Source organism: Aquimarina megaterium XH134 (genome assembly GCF_000520975.1).
GTDB lineage: Bacteria > Bacteroidota > Bacteroidia > Flavobacteriales > Flavobacteriaceae > Aquimarina > Aquimarina megaterium.
Genome location: NZ_JACB01000001.1, coordinates 89,396 through 106,832, shown reverse-complemented (window position 1 = coordinate 106,832; position 17,437 = coordinate 89,396). Strand labels below are relative to the sequence as shown.

The 17,437-nt window shown below is 34.1% G+C and carries 12 protein-coding genes and 1 riboswitch; of the genes, 2 read left to right on the top strand and 10 right to left on the bottom strand.

All coding sequences use genetic code 11. The features are described 5' to 3' along the window. Positions 1-201: 201 nt before the first annotated feature. From cobA to Z053_RS0100325, 7 genes are all read right to left on the bottom strand, one after another. On the bottom strand, positions 202-921 hold the full coding sequence (gene cobA, locus Z053_RS0100355) for a uroporphyrinogen-III C-methyltransferase (RefSeq protein ID WP_035094517.1): 720 nt from the start codon (positions 919-921) through the stop codon (positions 202-204). A 2-nt stretch (positions 922-923) separates the two neighbouring features. Further along, positions 924-1,739 (bottom strand): SDR family oxidoreductase, encoded by an 816-nt coding sequence (locus Z053_RS0100350; RefSeq protein WP_025663043.1) that lies wholly within the window; start codon positions 1,737-1,739, stop codon positions 924-926. Further along, the gene (locus Z053_RS29710) at positions 1,726-2,547 is read right to left on the bottom strand and encodes a (2Fe-2S) ferredoxin domain-containing protein (RefSeq protein WP_025663042.1); all 822 of its coding nucleotides are present in this window, start codon (positions 2,545-2,547) and stop codon (positions 1,726-1,728) included. Before Z053_RS29710 ends, Z053_RS0100350 begins: the two co-directional genes overlap by 14 nt. 100 nt (positions 2,548-2,647) lie before the next feature. Beyond that, positions 2,648-2,835, bottom strand: a riboswitch (cobalamin riboswitch). Between the two features lie 12 nt (positions 2,836-2,847). Then, on the bottom strand, positions 2,848-3,372 hold the full coding sequence (locus Z053_RS0100340; RefSeq protein ID WP_025663041.1) for an AAA family ATPase: 525 nt from the start codon (positions 3,370-3,372) through the stop codon (positions 2,848-2,850). A gap of 72 nt (positions 3,373-3,444) precedes the next feature. Continuing rightward, positions 3,445-4,389, bottom strand: a complete 945-nt coding sequence (cbiB, locus tag Z053_RS0100335; RefSeq protein ID WP_025663040.1) for an adenosylcobinamide-phosphate synthase CbiB — start codon at positions 4,387-4,389, stop codon at positions 3,445-3,447. Next, a complete protein-coding gene (locus Z053_RS0100330; RefSeq protein WP_025663039.1) occupies positions 4,371-5,393 on the bottom strand; it encodes a pyridoxal phosphate-dependent aminotransferase in 1,023 nt (340 codons plus the stop codon). The genes cbiB and Z053_RS0100330 overlap by 19 nt, the downstream gene beginning before the upstream one ends. Next, positions 5,390-6,853 (bottom strand): cobyric acid synthase, encoded by a 1,464-nt coding sequence (locus Z053_RS0100325; RefSeq protein WP_025663038.1) that lies wholly within the window; start codon positions 6,851-6,853, stop codon positions 5,390-5,392. Before Z053_RS0100325 ends, Z053_RS0100330 begins: the two co-directional genes overlap by 4 nt. Positions 6,854-7,024: 171 nt before the next feature. Here Z053_RS0100325 and Z053_RS0100320 point away from each other — a divergent pair, with 171 nt between their 5' ends. Next, a complete protein-coding gene (locus Z053_RS0100320) occupies positions 7,025-8,650 on the top strand; it encodes a tetratricopeptide repeat protein (RefSeq protein ID WP_025663037.1) in 1,626 nt (541 codons plus the stop codon). An 11-nt stretch (positions 8,651-8,661) separates the two neighbouring features. On the opposite strand, the gene Z053_RS0100315 is transcribed toward Z053_RS0100320, so the two are convergent. The 3 genes from Z053_RS0100315 to Z053_RS0100305 all read right to left on the bottom strand — a co-directional run bounded on the left by Z053_RS0100315 (position 8,662) and on the right by Z053_RS0100305 (position 12,890). Beyond that, positions 8,662-11,328, bottom strand: a complete 2,667-nt coding sequence (locus Z053_RS0100315; protein WP_025663036.1) for a TonB-dependent receptor — start codon at positions 11,326-11,328, stop codon at positions 8,662-8,664. Positions 11,329-11,345: 17 nt separating this feature from the next. Continuing rightward, on the bottom strand, positions 11,346-12,251 hold the full coding sequence (locus Z053_RS27605; RefSeq protein ID WP_025663035.1) for a FecR family protein: 906 nt from the start codon (positions 12,249-12,251) through the stop codon (positions 11,346-11,348). A gap of 117 nt (positions 12,252-12,368) precedes the next feature. Next, on the bottom strand, positions 12,369-12,890 hold the full coding sequence (locus Z053_RS0100305) for an RNA polymerase sigma factor (protein ID WP_025663034.1): 522 nt from the start codon (positions 12,888-12,890) through the stop codon (positions 12,369-12,371). Positions 12,891-13,489: 599 nt separating this feature from the next. Here Z053_RS0100305 and Z053_RS0100295 point away from each other — a divergent pair. Then, complete coding sequence (locus Z053_RS0100295; RefSeq protein ID WP_025663033.1) at positions 13,490-16,723, top strand: T9SS type A sorting domain-containing protein; 3,234 nt, start codon at positions 13,490-13,492, stop codon at positions 16,721-16,723. The last annotated feature ends 714 nt before the right edge of the window (positions 16,724-17,437 follow it).

Here is a 17,437-nt window from a genome sequence, read left to right as displayed (position 1 = left end):
AAAATTCGCCATTGAACATCTCGGTTGGTATCAACTCAATTGTTATGGCTCATTTCATTGTTTTTGTTTTTATCTACAGTTGTCAATATTATTCTATAAGTAAAAATAGTACTCTAATGTCTCACTAAGCTTGTCGAATTATAATTGAAAAAGAAGGTTTTATTGATCTTCGAGAAGCTCAGGCAGACAACTATTGATTTATCAAATAGGATTGGCTCCAATTAATAACACTACAGGCATTTGCAATGTACTGTTTTTAATCTGTTCCTGTATAGTCCCTAGCGTACCGGTTATAATTTTCTGATTAGATCGCGATACATTAGAGGCTGCATTCACAGGGATAGTATCATCCTCACACACTTCTAAAAGTTTTGGAATAATTCTATGCAGGCTTTTAAGCCCCATATATATCGAGATGGTATTTCCTGCTTTAAGCATATGGGCAATACCAGTGAGTTGTTCAAAAGAATAATCTGCCGTATGTGCCGTACATATTAGCATGGCATTAGACTTCTTCCTTTCGGTAATAGGGATATTAAAAATATTAGCAGCTGCCAGTGCTGCAGAAATACCAGGAATCACCTCAAAAGGAACATTTTTTTCTGTCAGATATCGTGCTTCCTCAGCCGCTCTTCCGTAGACATAAGGATCACCAGATTTAAGGCGAACTACTTTTTTACCTTTCTGGTAATGAACACAAAGTAATTCATTGATCTTTTGCTGGCGTTCTATTTGATCAGACGTATCTCCAAATTTACGCCCTACATATACTTTTTCTCCAGTTGTATTGATCGCTAAAATAGCATCTGAAACGAGATTATCATGAAGGATGATATCTGCTTCTTTGATAAAGCGAGATGCTTTTACAGTTAATAATTCTGGATCTCCGGGACCAGCACCTACTATGGCTACAATATTCATAGTCAAATTAATTTTAAAGGATCGGGATGAATATAAGAATACCTCAAAAGTGTTTTGCTTTTGGTATTAGAGATAATCTTATAAGCTTGTTTTTCTTGTTTGATAAAGGTAGGAGGGGTAAGTCCTATTTTTTGGGCAGCAAGTGTATAATATTCTTTTCGTATCGGGTGTTGGTCTGCACAACCATTTATAATTTCTCCCCAGGCTTCTTTTTCTATAACCGCATTAATTAATCCAATACAATCCTCTCTATGAATTACATTAATGGGAACATCTCCATTCTGCACTTCTTTTTTATTGGCAAGAAATCGACCTGGTAAGCGATCATCACCAATAAGACCCGATAGTCTAATAATACTCACTCGGTTTTCGAATTGTTCTTGCAATAATTGCTCTACAGCGGCAACAGCCTTTCCTGATTCTTTTTCTGGTGCAATATTCAATGTTTCGGTTACCTCTGCATTTGTATTTTGATATACCGAAGTAGAACTGATAAAGATTATTTTTTGAGTATCAGAAATAGATGGAAGTATACTTTTTATTTGATTTTGGTATACTTCTATAATGTTTGGAATTCGTTTAGGAGGAAAATTAATAATGACAATTTCACTTCCTGATAGAAAATCCAAATATTCTTTTTCCGAAGATTTTCCAAGTGTAAAAAGATAAGGTGTAATCCCTTCGGATTTTAGCTTTTCGATTTTACTTTCTGTGGTTGTAGATCCTTTTACCGTATCCCCATTGGCAATTCGATTTATTGCCAATGGTAATCCTAACCATCCACAACCTAGTATGCTTATGTGTTTAGACTTCTTCACTGATTCTAATATGGTTTGGTGACATTCCCAGATAAACCGTAAGGATATGTTCCCAGGTGGTTGTATCCTCTTCTTTTATCCAAAATGTGACCAGGTGTTTTCCTTTTTTATTTTTTAGACGTATTGCCTTGGTAAAGATAGTAGATTTTTTAAGCCAGATCACTTCTGCAACACTTACTTTACGATCGGCAATCTCTTCTGAAATGTCTTTCGGGATTCCGGCAATCGTTAATTGTAACTGAAGCTCTTCTCCCGTAATTTTTACCTCATAATCATCAGTATAATCGACATGGTGAGGTAATTTTATTTCAACGGTAGCTGTGTCGTATTGTTGAACCACAATACGTTTTGGTTCTTGAAATAAGTATTTAAATAGAGGATAGAGATGTTGATCTGAAGCAAAAGACCGCGCTACTAACGCTTCTCCGAGTTCTGGATCTATTTTATCTTTAAAAACAATTGGTGCTATAGTTTTCTCATTCTCTGTGGCTAATTCTGGCCATCCTTCTTTATATAGTAAATACTCTTCGACGGGTTGATCTTCTTCTAAATGGGATTTCAGAATTGAAACGGCTTTATCGGGAGTCAGGTTTTTATACCAATAGTTTCCAGGTTGTACAATCCAGGTCGGTGCATCTTCACAACGACCATTGCATCTTGTTTTTATCGTATGTGTAGTATCCCAAAGCCCGTTATTACGCAAATATGCTCTGGCTTCTCGTATTGCGATTTCACTATTTGCTTTTCGGCAGGACCCTCCATCACAAAATTGAAAGGTGGTGTTTACTTTACTTATATTTTTTCCCATAATTAAAAGAAATTAAAAACAGGAAGAGAAGTCAAAAATAGAATTGCTTTAGGTATACTCATAAAGCTATTCAGGACCAACTCTTTACCCGAGAGTTAATATTATATTTTGATTTATGGCAGGTCTCCTGACTTTACACAATTATGATCGCCTTCCCATAGTTGTACTACAGTGGCATACGGATCATAATTTTATATGTGTATTACAGTTGCGGGAACAGTTTTGGATTTTCACCAAATTCCCTTTTCATCTTTTGTTTCCAAAAGAACCGTAAATCAGCAGCGAAGATACTTTTTTTGTTTAAATAAACGATTGGATAAAATCTACACGTTTTGTTAAAGTTGTTTTAGGCACTATCTCTATTGTAAAGTTAAGGCTTTGATAGACTTGTATAAGACATTGATGAATTTGTAATGCTTCCTGATAAGATTGAGGACGTTGGGGATCGTTGATATAAATTTCTTCCCATAGAGGCATTAAAAATACAGTAGATGCATAATGTGTTTTGAACGGAAAGCCCAGCAGATATTCTGGAATAGGATGAGATTTTGCTTTTAGATAGGCAATAATATCAGGTAATCCTCGATCTACAAATGTATTTTTTTTAATAGGAAGCTGTAGCTCTTTAATCGTTTGTTGATAGACGAGGCTTGCAAAGCAAGGAAGGTCTCCCCACGGAGTTTTATTACTTTTTATCTGTTGTTGTTCAAGTATTATTTTTCTCGAAATTTCAGGAAAACATTGATATCCATTAGCTTGTAAAGCCTGGATTAAACTTGTTTTTCCGGTTCCCGGTGCTCCGGTAATGATATATCTTTTGGGCATATTTTTTTTAGATGTTAGAATTTAGACCGTTTCACTATTAGATTTTAGATCTTTTTCTAATAAATCGAAAAATTATTGTCTTGCTATGTAATAAAGAAAATAGTAAACCATACAAATTAAAAGAACAAATGTAAAGGTTACTTTTTGATTGATCCTTGCTACTGTTTTTATTTCCTGGTCTTTCAGGATTCGATCATTCGTTCCTATAAACGGTTTATCAACTAATTTTCCGTGATAATAATTAGGTCCGCCAAATTTGCAATCCAGAATCGCAGCCAGCGCAGCTTCGGGATATCCGGCATTAGGGCTAGAGTGTTGTTTACCATATTGTACTACAAAAGGAATTTTATGAAGTTTACCAGTAACCAGTAACATTAGAAATGCCGTAAGTCTAGCCGGGATATAGTTAACCACATCGTCTAGTTTTGCAGCAAACTTGCCAAAATGTATATACCTCTCATTTTTATAACCAATCATAGAATCAAGGGTATTAATCATTTTATATCCCATAGCACCGGCCACACCAAATAATGCATAGTAGAAAAGAGGAGCAATGACTCCATCACTAAGGTTCTCTGATAATGTTTCGAATACTGCCGTTTTTATTTGTTGTGGATTTAATTGATCCGTTTCTCGACCCACAATCCATGACAGTCGTTTTCTACCTTGTGCTATTCCTTCTTGTAAGGCTGTAAAAACGGCTTTGCCTTCATCTATCAAACTTTTATTTGCTAAGGCGTAGAACACGAATATAGAGGTAAATGTATAATAGGCAATTGTATATGAGGAAATGAGTTTTTGAGTATAATAAAAGAATGCAATTGTACCTATGAGTAATCCAATGGTGAGTGCCATTCCCTTTATAAAAGCAAAGGGGTTTGTGTTTAGTTTTTTTTCACCAAAAGCAATACTATTACCGAATAATCGTATAGGATGAGGAAGCCATCGGGGATCTCCCAATATCAAATCAAGAATATACCCAATTACCAAGGGAATGATTACTGTAGCATGCTCCATTGCTGTAAAGCATTAATTAATAGCTCATTTTTTTCGGGACTCTGACTGGCAATACGAATGTAATGACTATCTAAACCTCTAAAGTTTGATGCATCTCTTATCAATAATTGATGAGTGTGTGCTAAATAATCTTTGAGAATAGGGGCACTGGGTGTTTCTAGTTTTACTACAAAATAATTAGTATTTGATGGGGTAACAGTAAATCCATCTAATGTATCAATTTGTTGTTGTAATTGGCTACTATATCCTAGAAGTGTTGCCATATCTGGATATAAAGCCTTAAAGTTTTTAAATATGTGTTTTCCAGCCTCGATTGCCATGGTATTGACATTCCATGGTATTTTAGTAGGCTGCAGTTTTTCTCCTATTACTGTACTACACAACATGTATCCTAACCGTAATCCTGGTATCGAGAATAATTTGGTTAACGATTTTACGATGATGAGATTGGTGAATTTTTCGAGAAGCTCAACACAAGATTTGATCTTATGAGTAAACTCAATATACGCTTCATCGACAACAAATGTAGTATCGGGGAAATCGGATACTAATTTCTCTATTTCTAAAACCGTATTGCTATACCCATTGGGATTGTTAGGGTTACAAAGAAATACGAGATCCTCTTCAAAAGAAGTATGTAGTACTTCAGAACGATCAAAGTACTTAATTTTCATGCTACTCCTTAAACAAGCATCTTCATACTCAGAAAAGGTAGGAATGCCTATGGCTGCTTTTTTACCAGAAAAAAGAGGAGTTATATTATAAAAAGCTTCTGTAGCTCCGTTAGTTATTATTACCTGTGATGAATTTAATCCATGATGATTTGCTACTTGTTGTGTTAATATATCTGCACTCGGCGTTGGGTAATTCGCAATAAGAGGTAGCTGCTCTCTAAGATATGAAAGTAACAGCTCTGAAGTTCCTTCATGCCAAATATTAGAACTAAAATTTGCTTTAAATGGTATTGCGTAACGATAGCCGTCATCACCGTGTCCGTATATCATGATATAATGTGCATTTCAGAAATAATAGAATCGATATCAATGCTTTTTTCTAATAAAGCAGCTAACTTATCATAATTTTCTTCTTTATAGGCTTTATAATCAAAAGATGTTTTGGTATTGGTAAAATTTTGTAACACATCTTCAATTACAGTAGAGTGATCCAAAATTCCATGAATATAGGTTCCCCAGCAATTTTCGAGTATATATCCTTCAGGTTGACCATCGATATAATTTAGAGGTTGATGATTTTCAACCGTAGTTTCCCCCATATGGATTTCGTATCCCGAAATGGTTTCAGGATACTCTTTAAACTTAAAATTACATTGTATAGTTGTCTTTTCTGAAGTCAACTGCGTGGTTATAGGTAAAATACCTAATCCGGGAAGCGCTTTAATATCACTTTCGACTCCCAGAGGATCTTCTATCATTTTTCCTAACATCTGATATCCACCGCAAATACCAATAATGGTTTTTTGTGATTTGTGAGCGTCTAATATCACCTTAGCAATGCCTTTTTCTCTAAGAAATATAAGATCCTGGATAGTGTTTTTACTCCCCGGAAGTATAATAATATCGGCTTCAGATATACTTTTGGGATCATTAGAATAAAAGAGATGTGTTCTTGCATCCTTTTCTAATACATTAAAATCGGTATAATTAGAAATATAAGGTAGTAGAACTACAGCGATATTCACTAATCCGCTCACTATGGTTTTCTCTTTTTTCTGTAAGGCTACAGAGTCTTCTTCTTCAATATAGATGTCACCGGCATAAGGTACAATCCCTAAAACGGGAATTCCGGTTAGTTTTTCTAACATCTTTTTTCCATCTTCAAATAAAGAAATATCTCCTCTAAATTTATTTATAATTACCCCTTTCAAAAGTTTCTTCTCCCAGGGTTCGAGAAGTGCTATTGAACCATATACACTTGCAAAAACACCTCCTTTATCAATATCGGCAATAAGATATACATCTGCACCAGCTGCTTGTGCCATACGCATGTTTACAATATCTCGGTGCTTTAGGTTAAGCTCGCTGATGCTTCCTGCTCCTTCTAAAACGACAGGATTATATTTTTCCTGAAGTCGAAAAAATGCAGTTTTAGCTTCTTCAAAAAGTTGCTGCTTATTATTTCCTAAAAAGTACTCTTTGATGGTTTGGTCGCCAATAGGTTTTCCATGTAAAACGATCTGGGATTTATTAGCTCCGGAAGGTTTTAATAAAATAGGATTCATATCTGTAGCGCAATCAATTTTGCATGCTTCGGCTTGTACAGCTTGTGCTCTCCCAATTTCTAATCCATCGGGGGTTACAAAACTATTAAGAGACATATTTTGTGCTTTAAATGGAGCAGGAGTATATCCTTTCTGTTTCAATAGTCTACAAATACCAGTGACTAGAATGCTTTTGCCAACATCTGATCCTGTTCCTACAAACATAATAGGCCGTAATTTTGTCATTCTTATGTGTGAAATGAATTGGTTTCAAAATTAGTTAAATAATCTGATGAAAAGAATTTCTGTAGTAAGCATATAAGAAAATAGTATTTCTACACTTCTTTTGAAAAATGATATTGTTTTTTTGATCAAAGCATGATGTAATCTTAATTTATTCGATACTTTTATCATGATATGTGCCGCTTTTTAATTTTATTTATATCGCTAATTGCATCATTATACTCTTTTTCACAAGAAAAGGATACACTCTTAATTCGATTATATCAGGAGATTGAGCTTGCTGACAAAGATGCTACAAAAATAGATGCTCTTATAGCATTAGGGACGTACCAATTAGCGCACGATTTTAGTGAAGCCGAAAAGCATTTGATACAGGCATTAAGGTTACTACAAAAAAAAGAAAACCAAGATGAAGCACAACAATTAGCTACTGTTTATAAATCTTTGGGAGTTGTAAACAAACGTAAAGGTAATTATCCCGAAGCGGTAAACTACTATCTGAAGTCGAGAACTTTTTATGAAAAGATACAAGATTCATCAAATGTTGGAGATATCTACCACAATATGGCTATGGTATATAGAGATCAGAAAGAGTATAAAAAATCAATTGAGTATTTTAAGAAAACAATTATAATCAAAGAACAACAGCAGGAAGAAAAGGGAGTAGCCATAGGTTATAATATGATGGGAGTGGCGTATAGGCAGTCGAAACAGATGGATTCTGCATTGTATTGTTACCAAAAGGCTAAAGCTAGTTTTATAAAATTAAAGGACGAAGAAAACACTTATAGAGTTAATTCTAATCTGGCGTCCTGGTTTCATACACAAAAGGAATATATAAAAGCTATAGATATGTATCTAGAGAATCTTGCATACGATACCAAAACAAATCAGAGGCTCTCTTTACAGCGTGTAAATTATAATATTGCTTCAAGCTATATGCAATTAAAAGCATACAAAACAGCTTTGAATTATATTAATGAAGCTATAACTATAGCCAAAGATGAAGATGCTAAATCAAGAATAGCAAAATCATATCGCAGAAGAAGTTTTATCTACAACAAACTTGGAGATTATAAACAAGCTCTAGAGGATTATCGATCTTATAAAAAGTATTCTGATTCTGTTTTTAATATCGAAAGTATCAAAAAGATACAGGCGTTAGAACTTAGGTATACTTTTCATCAGGAAAAGCTGGCCGATAGTTTACAATTTGCCAAAGAAAAAAGTGAATTGAGATTGAAAACCGAATCTGAAAGTGCAAAAAAGCAGTTGTATTTTATATTGTTGATCATTACTGTTTTGGGAGGGATAATTATAGGATATTTAATTAGAAGAATCTATAAAAACAGGGTGTTGATGGCTACTACCGAACTAGAAAAGAACAAACAGGAGTTGGCAGATTTCACAAAACAATTAATAGAAAAAAGTAATGCTCAGGAAGCGTTAACGAAAGAACTGGAAGAATTAAAATCTGAGTTTGGAGAGCAACAATCAATCAAAAACCTGGAAGAATTAACCTCTACCAGAATTCTGACCAAAGAAGATTGGTATATTTTTAGAAAGAAATTCACAACTGTACACCCTAGTTTTTTTAGTGCCATAAAAGACAAAGGGTATGATCTTACCAAATCTGAAGAACGCCTGGTAGCTATGGAAAAGCTGGGGTTAGATACAAATCAGATCGCTAATATGCTTGCCATTTCTGAAGAAAGTGTAATTATGAGTCGCTATCGTTTGCGTAAAAAGATTAATGCGCCCAAAGGAGCTCCTATTCTCGAATATCTTGAAGCTTTATAACTTGTAATTGCTTAGAAAGATAGCCTTAATACAGCATTTGGTGTAAAACCTAAAGAAAATCGTTGAATTACCTGCTCTAAGATTAACTCAAGTTCTTCTGGTGTTGCTCCTGTTGTACCTTCAATAGCAATTCCGCCATCATCCAAAGGCTTTCGCTCTGCTTTGTATATTAAGTTTAAAGGTTTTACCCGGTTATAAATATTCAAGAATGATAATCCTAACTGTCCTTTTAGTTTTTTGTTACCTGATTTAATATTAAAATCGTACAATACAGAGGCATCTAGCCTGTGAAAATCGGGTAACCTACCACTATTAACAGCTCCAAAATTTACTACTCCTGCGTTTTCGCCATCGGCATCAATTTTAATTTCGTAACTATTTACAGAAGTACTGGGTTTTCCGGTTCTAAATTGCCACCCCAGAGAGAATTGCCATTTTTTGAACTTTAAGGTATTCGAAATCCTAAAATGATGTGTAATATCATTGTTTCCCGGAAATTTAAATGGAGTGTCCTGTAAATTAGGAAACTGAAACGTAATATCATTATATGTATATCCTGCCCATATTTTGTAATTATGCCATCTGTATTTTAATAAAAAATCTAAGCCTTTTATTGTACTTTTTCCTTCTTCTAAGTTTTCCAAAGGATTACTAAACCCATTGGTAAATGTAGTTAATCCATCTAATTCTTTGTAATACGCATCAACATCAATATTTAAACTTTTATAATGATACAATATCCCTCCCGAAACTTGATTGCTACTTAATAAAGGAAATTGTTCATCATCTGATAAACGCCATAATTGATTTTCTAAACGCAGTTCGGTATGATTAAATTCTACCAATTGAGAAATTGGTTGATTTCTTCTTTCAATCGCCGTTTTCACTCTAAAACGATCGCTTAAAGGGTATTCGAAATTGATACGAGGTTCGATTAAAAATTCACCCAAAGAACTATAATGCACAAACCGAAGTCCGGTATTTATAAATCCCTTATTTTTAAAACTGAAGGTGTATTCACCAAATACAGCATTTTTAAGATTACTATCATCTTGTCTCGAGTTTTCTATTTCGGCATCAATAGGTTTTTCTTTACTGATAGTCACATTTAAATCGGTATACGAAAGCTCATATCCCAAGGTAAGCTGCTGTGTTTCTTTAAGTGTAGAAGTAGAAATCAATTTTACACCCAGATCTATAATATCATTTTTGCGAATATTAATTTCTTCTAAATCTAGTACACCATTCCCGGTTTCGTCTTTTAGTTCATCATTTTGATAAAAAGAATTATATTCAGAAAAATATGCGGTGACTTTTTCTTGTTGTTTTTCGCTTGTTTTATGTTTCCAATTTAGGCTTAACCCTTTGTTTTGTGTTATTAATGAGTCTACAACAAATTCTTCACCTCCCGAGAAGTCAAAATCCAAACGATTTCTAGTGTACAACCCACTAATAGAGATACTGTTTTTAGTGTTAGGTTTTAGAATAAGTTTGGTATTAACATCTGCAAAAGAAAAATCATTATTACTTGTTTCGGGACTATAATCGTCATCGGTTTCAAGATTTAATACATTTCCATTACTATCTCTTGCCACCCCGAAGTTTGTAAATATTTTATCTTCATAACTGTTATAAGTAGGAGTTTCTACAACATCAGAATACGATCTTCTTGCAAAGGCATATACAGCAGCTTTTTTTGATAAAGGAACCTTTACATATCCGTTTACAGAAAGACCATCAATCTCAAAGCCACCTTCTGTTTTTTTCGGAATAAGCTCTCCGCTGGAAATATCAATAATGCCAGAAATACGATCACCATAACTAGCGCTTGTACCAGACCTGAAAATGGTTGCTTTTTTTGTAGCAAAAGGGTTAAACAAAGAGAACATACCATAAAAATACCCTGTATTGTATAATTTGATATCATCATATAACACCAGATTTTGATCGGGTGATCCTCCACGAATCTGAATACCCGTTGCAGATTCATCTAAGGTCGAAATACCTGGGATTAATTGGATACTCTGTGCTATATCAGGACTGACCAACCCGGGTAAAATATCTAATTTTTCTGTGTCTACACTTACCGAACTATCCTTGTTTCTGTCAATTCCTGAAGTAACGTACCCTAATACAACGACTTCATCAAGCATAGAGGATTGAGGATCAAGATCAATTGTTGTACAGGGATTTCCAACCGTAAGCGTGATATTTTTTTCGCTATACCCAATAAAACTTATTTGAACGCTTTCTGTATTCTGATTAATGTCTTCAAAACTGAAATACCCATTATCATCGGTTATAGTAGCACGATCGGGTGTAATGGTTACCGTAGCAAAAGGAAGTACTTCCTTAGTAGTAGCATCAACGACATAACCGCAAATTATTCTTTTTTGTGTAATAATAACTTGTTGCGATGATACTTTTTCAAAAACAAGTCCCGTTTGTACGGCTAATCGAGATAATAAGTCATCAATTGTGATTTCTTGTTGAGGTATTGTAATCGTTTTATCAGTTATAACTTCTTGTGCATACGAAAAAAGTATAGGCATTTTTGATTCTACATCGATCAATACTTGTTTTAAAGGAGTATCGGTATATGCAATTATTAATTTTTCCTGAGTATAACATACCGAGGTAATAAGGAATAGGAATACAAATAGTAAGCGTTGGTTCATTGGTATTGGTTGTGCAATTATTGTAAAGATACAACTGTTTTGTCTTTAGAAAGAGTATAAGAAATACCCATCGGAGCAAGTGTAGATTTTAATGCTTTTTCTATATCATTGTGTAAAAAACTTCCAGTAAATAATCGAGATAGATCAGTTTCTTCGCCTTGAAAAGTAACATTGTATTGCATACGTATCTCATCCAAAACTTCATGTAAAGGAGCTTCTTTGAAAACACTGATACCATTCATCCAATTAGGAAGAACTTCTTTGTTTTTTTGATCTATTAATTCATCTTCAGAAATAATAACCCGATCATCCTTTTTTAGGATACGATGCTCTTCTGTAGCGTATTTGTCGAAGCGAACAACACCTTCAAAACAATTTAATTCAAAAGTTTTAGACCTTGTTTTAATATTAAACTTGGTACCAAGAACAGAAATCGTACCGTATGTAGTTTCTACTATAAAGCCATCTCCTTTTTCAACTTCAAAATATCCTTCACCTTTTAAACTAACGTTACGGTTGTTCATCCAGAAAAAACGTTTATGTTTAAGTTCGGAGTCGGCATTGAGCTGTATTTTGGAGCCATCTGGTAAAGTGATAGCTAGTTTTTCTCCATAAGAGGTAGTATAACTTTTGGTAGCATTAAATACTCCAAAAACTCCTAATACAATTGCTATAGAAGCTGCAACAGCATATAGTGTTATGCTTGGAAGTTTCTTTTTCTTACCAAAGGTTATTTTTTCTTTTGTTTTTATAAGCGATTCTCTCTTGTCAACCGGAGGCGCTTTAAATTTTTGCGCTTCATTATTGATACGATTAAATCCGTGGTATACTTTTGATTTTTTGAACTCAGATAATTCCTCTTCACTCAATTCGCCGGCAACCCATCGCGCTAAAAATGTTTTATCTGATTCGTATTTTTCCATAACATTTAGAAAGAGTACAACTTTCTGTATTTAAAAGTTAAATTTGTAGTGTTTGCATTACAAGAATATTTCTCCTTTACAATTATAATACAGACAACTACAAGATTACCCTATTTTTTAAATATTAAAATCATTTCCTAATAGTTTCCTAAGTGAAATAAAAGCATTACTCATTCTTCTTTCGACTGCTTTTACTGTAATATTAGTAATCTCTGCTATTTCTTTATATGTTTTTTTATCTATTCTACTTAATAAAAACACCTCACGTTCTTTGGTAGACAGGTTGGCGATAGCACGTTCAAGTTTATCTTTAAACTCATTAGTTTCCATTATAAAATCGGGACTTTCGTTATTTCTGTCATCTCGTGGTATGGCTTCATAACGCAATACTACTTTTTGATGTGCAAATTGATTTAACAGTGCATTATTGCACATAGTAAAAATTAAAGACTTTGCTGTTTCGAAGATAATATCGGCACATCGCTTCCACAATTTTACAAATGCATCTTGTGCAATATCTTCTGCTTGTTGCAAATCACCACATTTATAGTACAGGTAATTTCTTGCCGATTCAAAATGGGCATTAAACAAAGAATCAAAATTCTTTTCTTCACAAACAGATTTCTTTTTTTCGGGCATGAGGTCTTGAAAGTAATAAGATAATCAAAACTATTAAAAAAAGAGGAAATCTACAGGTTTTATAATAGTGTCGTTTTTTAAAATACTGGATTTTAAGGTGTTTTGTTTTTTTTGTAGGGGTATTTGTAGAGGTGTTTTTATATATAGAAATAAGCTTAGGTATACTTTTGCCTCTCTTAAACTTCAAAATTGTTTGATCTATTAATGATATCTACTTTTTATACATTTCTACTCTCAAAAAGACTACTGGTACATTGCTTTTTGATATTTCTTCAAAAAAATTACAACTAAAAATAGGGTATTGAAACGCTTTGCTGTATTACATAGTGTATAGCAAAATTATACATGTACTGTTTTAATAAAATTATATACTCTTTAGCCACTATGAAAAAAGGAACATATTTTATGAATACTATACTCATTAAAAAAGGCCCATTCTCGTTTTTATCAAAACTAGTGATGATCTATAAAAAATATTTTTGGATGGAAGTATGATTATAGATAAGAGCAAGCATACATAAGAGATCGAATAAAAATAAGGATATATAGATGCAAATTTCCTTATTAGAAAGAATATTAATTTTTATAAACCCCTTACTATGAAAAAACTACTACTATTTATATGGATATTTACGATATCCACTTTTAATACACAGGCACAATGTGGTCCGGGAGAAGATACTACTCCTCCTGTTTTAGATAATACGCAAGACGGAACCATGGCCCATCCATTTAGAAATTTACTACAAGCAACAGTTGGTAGTGTGCCTAGCGGGACCTATTATTTTAATTTTAACGGAAGCACTTTTCAGGGAGTATTGGACAACGATACCGATGGTGGTGGTTGGCTAATGATTCTTAACTATGTACATCTGGCAGGAGATAATTCTGCTTTACAAGTGCGAAACACAGATCTCCCTTTATTAGGATCTTCAACACTAGGAGATAATGAGGCTGCAACTGCCAATTGGGGACATATAGGGAATACACTAGCAGCAGCCATTGACTTTGAAGAAATGCGTTTTTATGCAGAAACTTCAGGGCATAGTCGGGTAATCAGTTTTAAAACAAATTATGTTAATGCTGTAAATTATATAAAAACAGGAACCGGTAGCTTTAATGGTCTACGTGGAAGATTCAATACCCTTCCTGGTCATACTGCCAATATTCCTGGAAGTAGTCTTAATGGTTATTTTAGTAATAAAGGAGATTTTGCTCTTACCGATTTTCCATTTTATGTGGGTGGAGCAAATCATTGGGGTGTTCGAGGGTTAGGAAATCGTTGGGAAGTAGATGATTTTGCAATTAATACAAATAGCACCATCCATAGAGTATGGGTGCGAGGGGATTTATCTCCTTTCTCAATAACTACAAATCTAACAGTTACCTTAGACACTAGTGGAAATGCAACTGTAGACCCTACAAGTTTTGGCTATATAGCTACCGATAATTGCGGGACTAATAACTTAAGTCTAAGTCAAGCTAGTTTTGATTGTTCTCATATAGGTAACAACCCAATTCAGTTAATTGCTACAGATGCTTCTAATAATACAGCAAGCATCGATGTAACTGTTACCATAGTAGATTCACCACCGGTAATTACAACCAATAATTTTGTTGACCTTGATTTAGACCCAATTACAGGAACAGTTACCCTTACCCTGGCGGATTTAAATGCAAGTGTTGCCGATGATTGTGGATCTGCAACCTTAAGCCTAAGTAAAACAAATTTCACCTGTGAGAATCTAGGGCGAAATAGTGTTCAGCTAACTGCTACAGATACTAGTAGTGGCGTAACAAGTACCAGAGATGTTACCATATTTATAGGTGATGTTACAGATCCTGTGGTACAATGCGCTGCTCCTTTTACTGTAGTACTAGATGCCACAGGCAATGCGGTTATTTCACAAGAAGATGTATTGACAAGTGTTAGTGATAATTGCGGCATCAGTAGTGTAAGAATAAGTCCTTCTAGTTTTAGTTGTGCTGATTTAGGAGATAATTCGGTAACCATTACAGTAATTGATAATGATAGAAATCGTGTTAGTTGTACGACAACCGTTACGGTTACTATGCCTTCTTGTCCAGGGGACATTATCTTAGATGCCGATTTAAATGCTTGCGGAGCTGTATATAATTATCCATGCGCCAGCAATATTACTGCAGGACCTGCAAGTGGAACGCTGTTAGCCGTTGGAAGCACAACAACGTTTACTTATGATACTTTGGATAATGATGGTAATACAGTGCAATGTAGTTATGATGTTAATGTGGTTGACACCAGAGCACCTTTGTTTAATACTAAAGATGTAACCCTTACATTAGCAAACTTTGAGGATACTGTTACTGTTACTCCGCAAGACATTATAGGTGCAGATCCAATAGCTCGCGACTATACCGTAGAAGCTTCGGGCACATTTGATCGTGTAGATATTAGTGCTACAGGAACCGAAGTAACGCTTGATGATGACGAAGTATCTGAAGCATTACCTATAGGGTTTGAGTTTGGTTTTTATGGAAATTTATATACAGAGTTTTATATCTCATCAAATGGATTTATCACTTTTTCTGATGAAGGAGAAGATGGATGTTGTGGTTGGAACCCTCTTCCAGATGCCTCTACACCAAGTAACCTCATTGCTTTTGATATGACTGATCTTAATCCTACAGAAGGTGGAACCATACGATATACCACCATAGGAACAGCTCCTAATCGAATAGTTATTATAGATTTTGATGCTGTACATTATTATGATACCACCCCAGATGCAACGACTACCCAAATAAAGTTATTTGAAGGTACTAATCGCATCGAAATACATGCCACCAGTACTTTTGATTCTGGTAATGATAAAATACAAGGAATAGAAAATATCGATGGTACTGCAGCAGTTGTGGTTCCTGGACGTAATGCTGCAGTTTGGTCGACTACCAATGATTATGTGGCTTTTGTACCTACTAGTGAAGCATTTGATAACTGTGGAATCGATACTATGGTAGTTTCTCCTGATACCTTTAATATCAGAAATACTGGAGACAATATCGTAACACTTACTATTACTGATATTAATGGTAACGTTGCTGAACAAACTGCTATAGTAAATGTAACTGGAGATTGTTTTATAGATAATTTAACCGATAATAATTTCCAGATTCAAGCGTCTAGCGAGGCTTGTACTGATAAAAACAATGGTATTCTAAGTATTGACGCAATAGAAAGTCTTAATTACATAGCAACACTCAATGGTGAAGTTTATTCTTTTAACACTAATCTTGTTATACCTGATTTAGTACCAGGAACCTACCCATTATGTATTGCCATTGATGGGATTACCGATTGTGAAAAGTGTTATGAATTTGTAATTGAAGAAGCTCCAGTACTAAAAGGAAAAACAACAACGGATAACATCAATAACAAAGTGTTCGTTGATATCCAATCTGGTACTCCTCCATATACCGTTACTATTGATAATAAAGTAGTAGGTGAATACAATACCAATAGTTTTGTGGTTGATGCTAAAAATGGAGGTGTAGTAGAAGTATTCTCTAGCAAAGCTGCTTGTCAGGGTAAATTATCAACAACTATTAGCGAATTAGGAAACATTAATGCATATCCTAATCCAACCCGTGATAATGTAGCTCTTAATATACCTAATACCGGTAGTGATACTGTGAGCATTGAAATTCATAATGCATTGGGAATAATCGTATCTTCTGGAATGTATGACATCACGGCCGACAAGGTAGAATTATCGATGAACTCATTACCTTCAGGGATATACTTTGTGAGTATAAAAGGTACATCCAAAACGATAAGAATAAGCAAACAATAGATAAAATAACCCTCTTTGCTATAAAGGAAAAGACATAATTTATAGTAATGACTGTATCTGTAAACAAGATGTACTAGTAGAGGGTTGTTGTTAAAGCTAAAAATAAGGGGCTGCAATTAGTCAGATTTAGAATTATAGAACTAAATAGTCTGAATTCATCAACAAATTGACTTTTGCAGAAACCACTCAAGAAATTGAGTGGTTTTTTTATGGTATACAAATAACAATTAGTACTGATAACCTTTTGTAGAGGTGTTTGTAGGGGTAGGTTTTTAGTAAGATTACAGCGTCTAGTATATTTTTATCATCCCAAATCTAAAACCGAATACTATATGGATACCAGAATCTCTTTTGATCGTACTTCTTGCCAATATATTGAGATATACTCTCTTTTTACATCCTAAATTCTAAAAAAAGTGCAACTAAAAATAGGGTATCCTATAACTTAACTGTATACCTATAAAGAACCCATAAATAATTATAAATAACCAAGTACCCAAATACTATGAAATACAATTACTATCTCACAGAAAAATCTAAAATTTGGTTAAGCTATATAACCACTTTTGTCGGATGGATGTCTAACCATTTCTGGTTATTAAATAAGAGGGTGTATCTGCCCAATATTATTCTTTAACAATCCTTACTATAAATACTATACATAAGGTACTGTGCTTTTGTACATAACCTTCAAATGTTTTATGAAAATAATTT

What these genes read in the sequence shown, in the direction of transcription:
- cobA (WP_035094517.1), bottom strand. Translation starts at nt 921, where the DNA reads ATGAATATTGTAGCCATAGTAGGTGCTGGTCCCGGAGATCCAGAATTA.
- Z053_RS29710 (WP_025663042.1), bottom strand. Translation starts at nt 2,547, where the DNA reads ATGGGAAAAAATATAAGTAAAGTAAACACCACCTTTCAATTTTGTGAT.
- Z053_RS0100340 (WP_025663041.1), bottom strand. Translation starts at nt 3,372, where the DNA reads ATGCCCAAAAGATATATCATTACCGGAGCACCGGGAACCGGAAAAACA.
- cbiB (WP_025663040.1), bottom strand. Translation starts at nt 4,389, where the DNA reads ATGGAGCATGCTACAGTAATCATTCCCTTGGTAATTGGGTATATTCTT.
- Z053_RS0100330 (WP_025663039.1), bottom strand. Translation starts at nt 5,393, where the DNA reads ATGATATACGGACACGGTGATGACGGCTATCGTTACGCAATACCATTT.
- Z053_RS0100325 (WP_025663038.1), bottom strand. Translation starts at nt 6,853, where the DNA reads ATGACAAAATTACGGCCTATTATGTTTGTAGGAACAGGATCAGATGTT.
- Z053_RS0100320 (WP_025663037.1), top strand. Translation starts at nt 7,025, where the DNA reads ATGTGCCGCTTTTTAATTTTATTTATATCGCTAATTGCATCATTATAC.
- Z053_RS0100315 (WP_025663036.1), bottom strand. Translation starts at nt 11,328, where the DNA reads ATGAACCAACGCTTACTATTTGTATTCCTATTCCTTATTACCTCGGTA.
- Z053_RS27605 (WP_025663035.1), bottom strand. Translation starts at nt 12,251, where the DNA reads ATGGAAAAATACGAATCAGATAAAACATTTTTAGCGCGATGGGTTGCC.
- Z053_RS0100305 (WP_025663034.1), bottom strand. Translation starts at nt 12,890, where the DNA reads ATGCCCGAAAAAAAGAAATCTGTTTGTGAAGAAAAGAATTTTGATTCT.
- Z053_RS0100295 (WP_025663033.1), top strand. Translation starts at nt 13,490, where the DNA reads ATGAAAAAACTACTACTATTTATATGGATATTTACGATATCCACTTTT.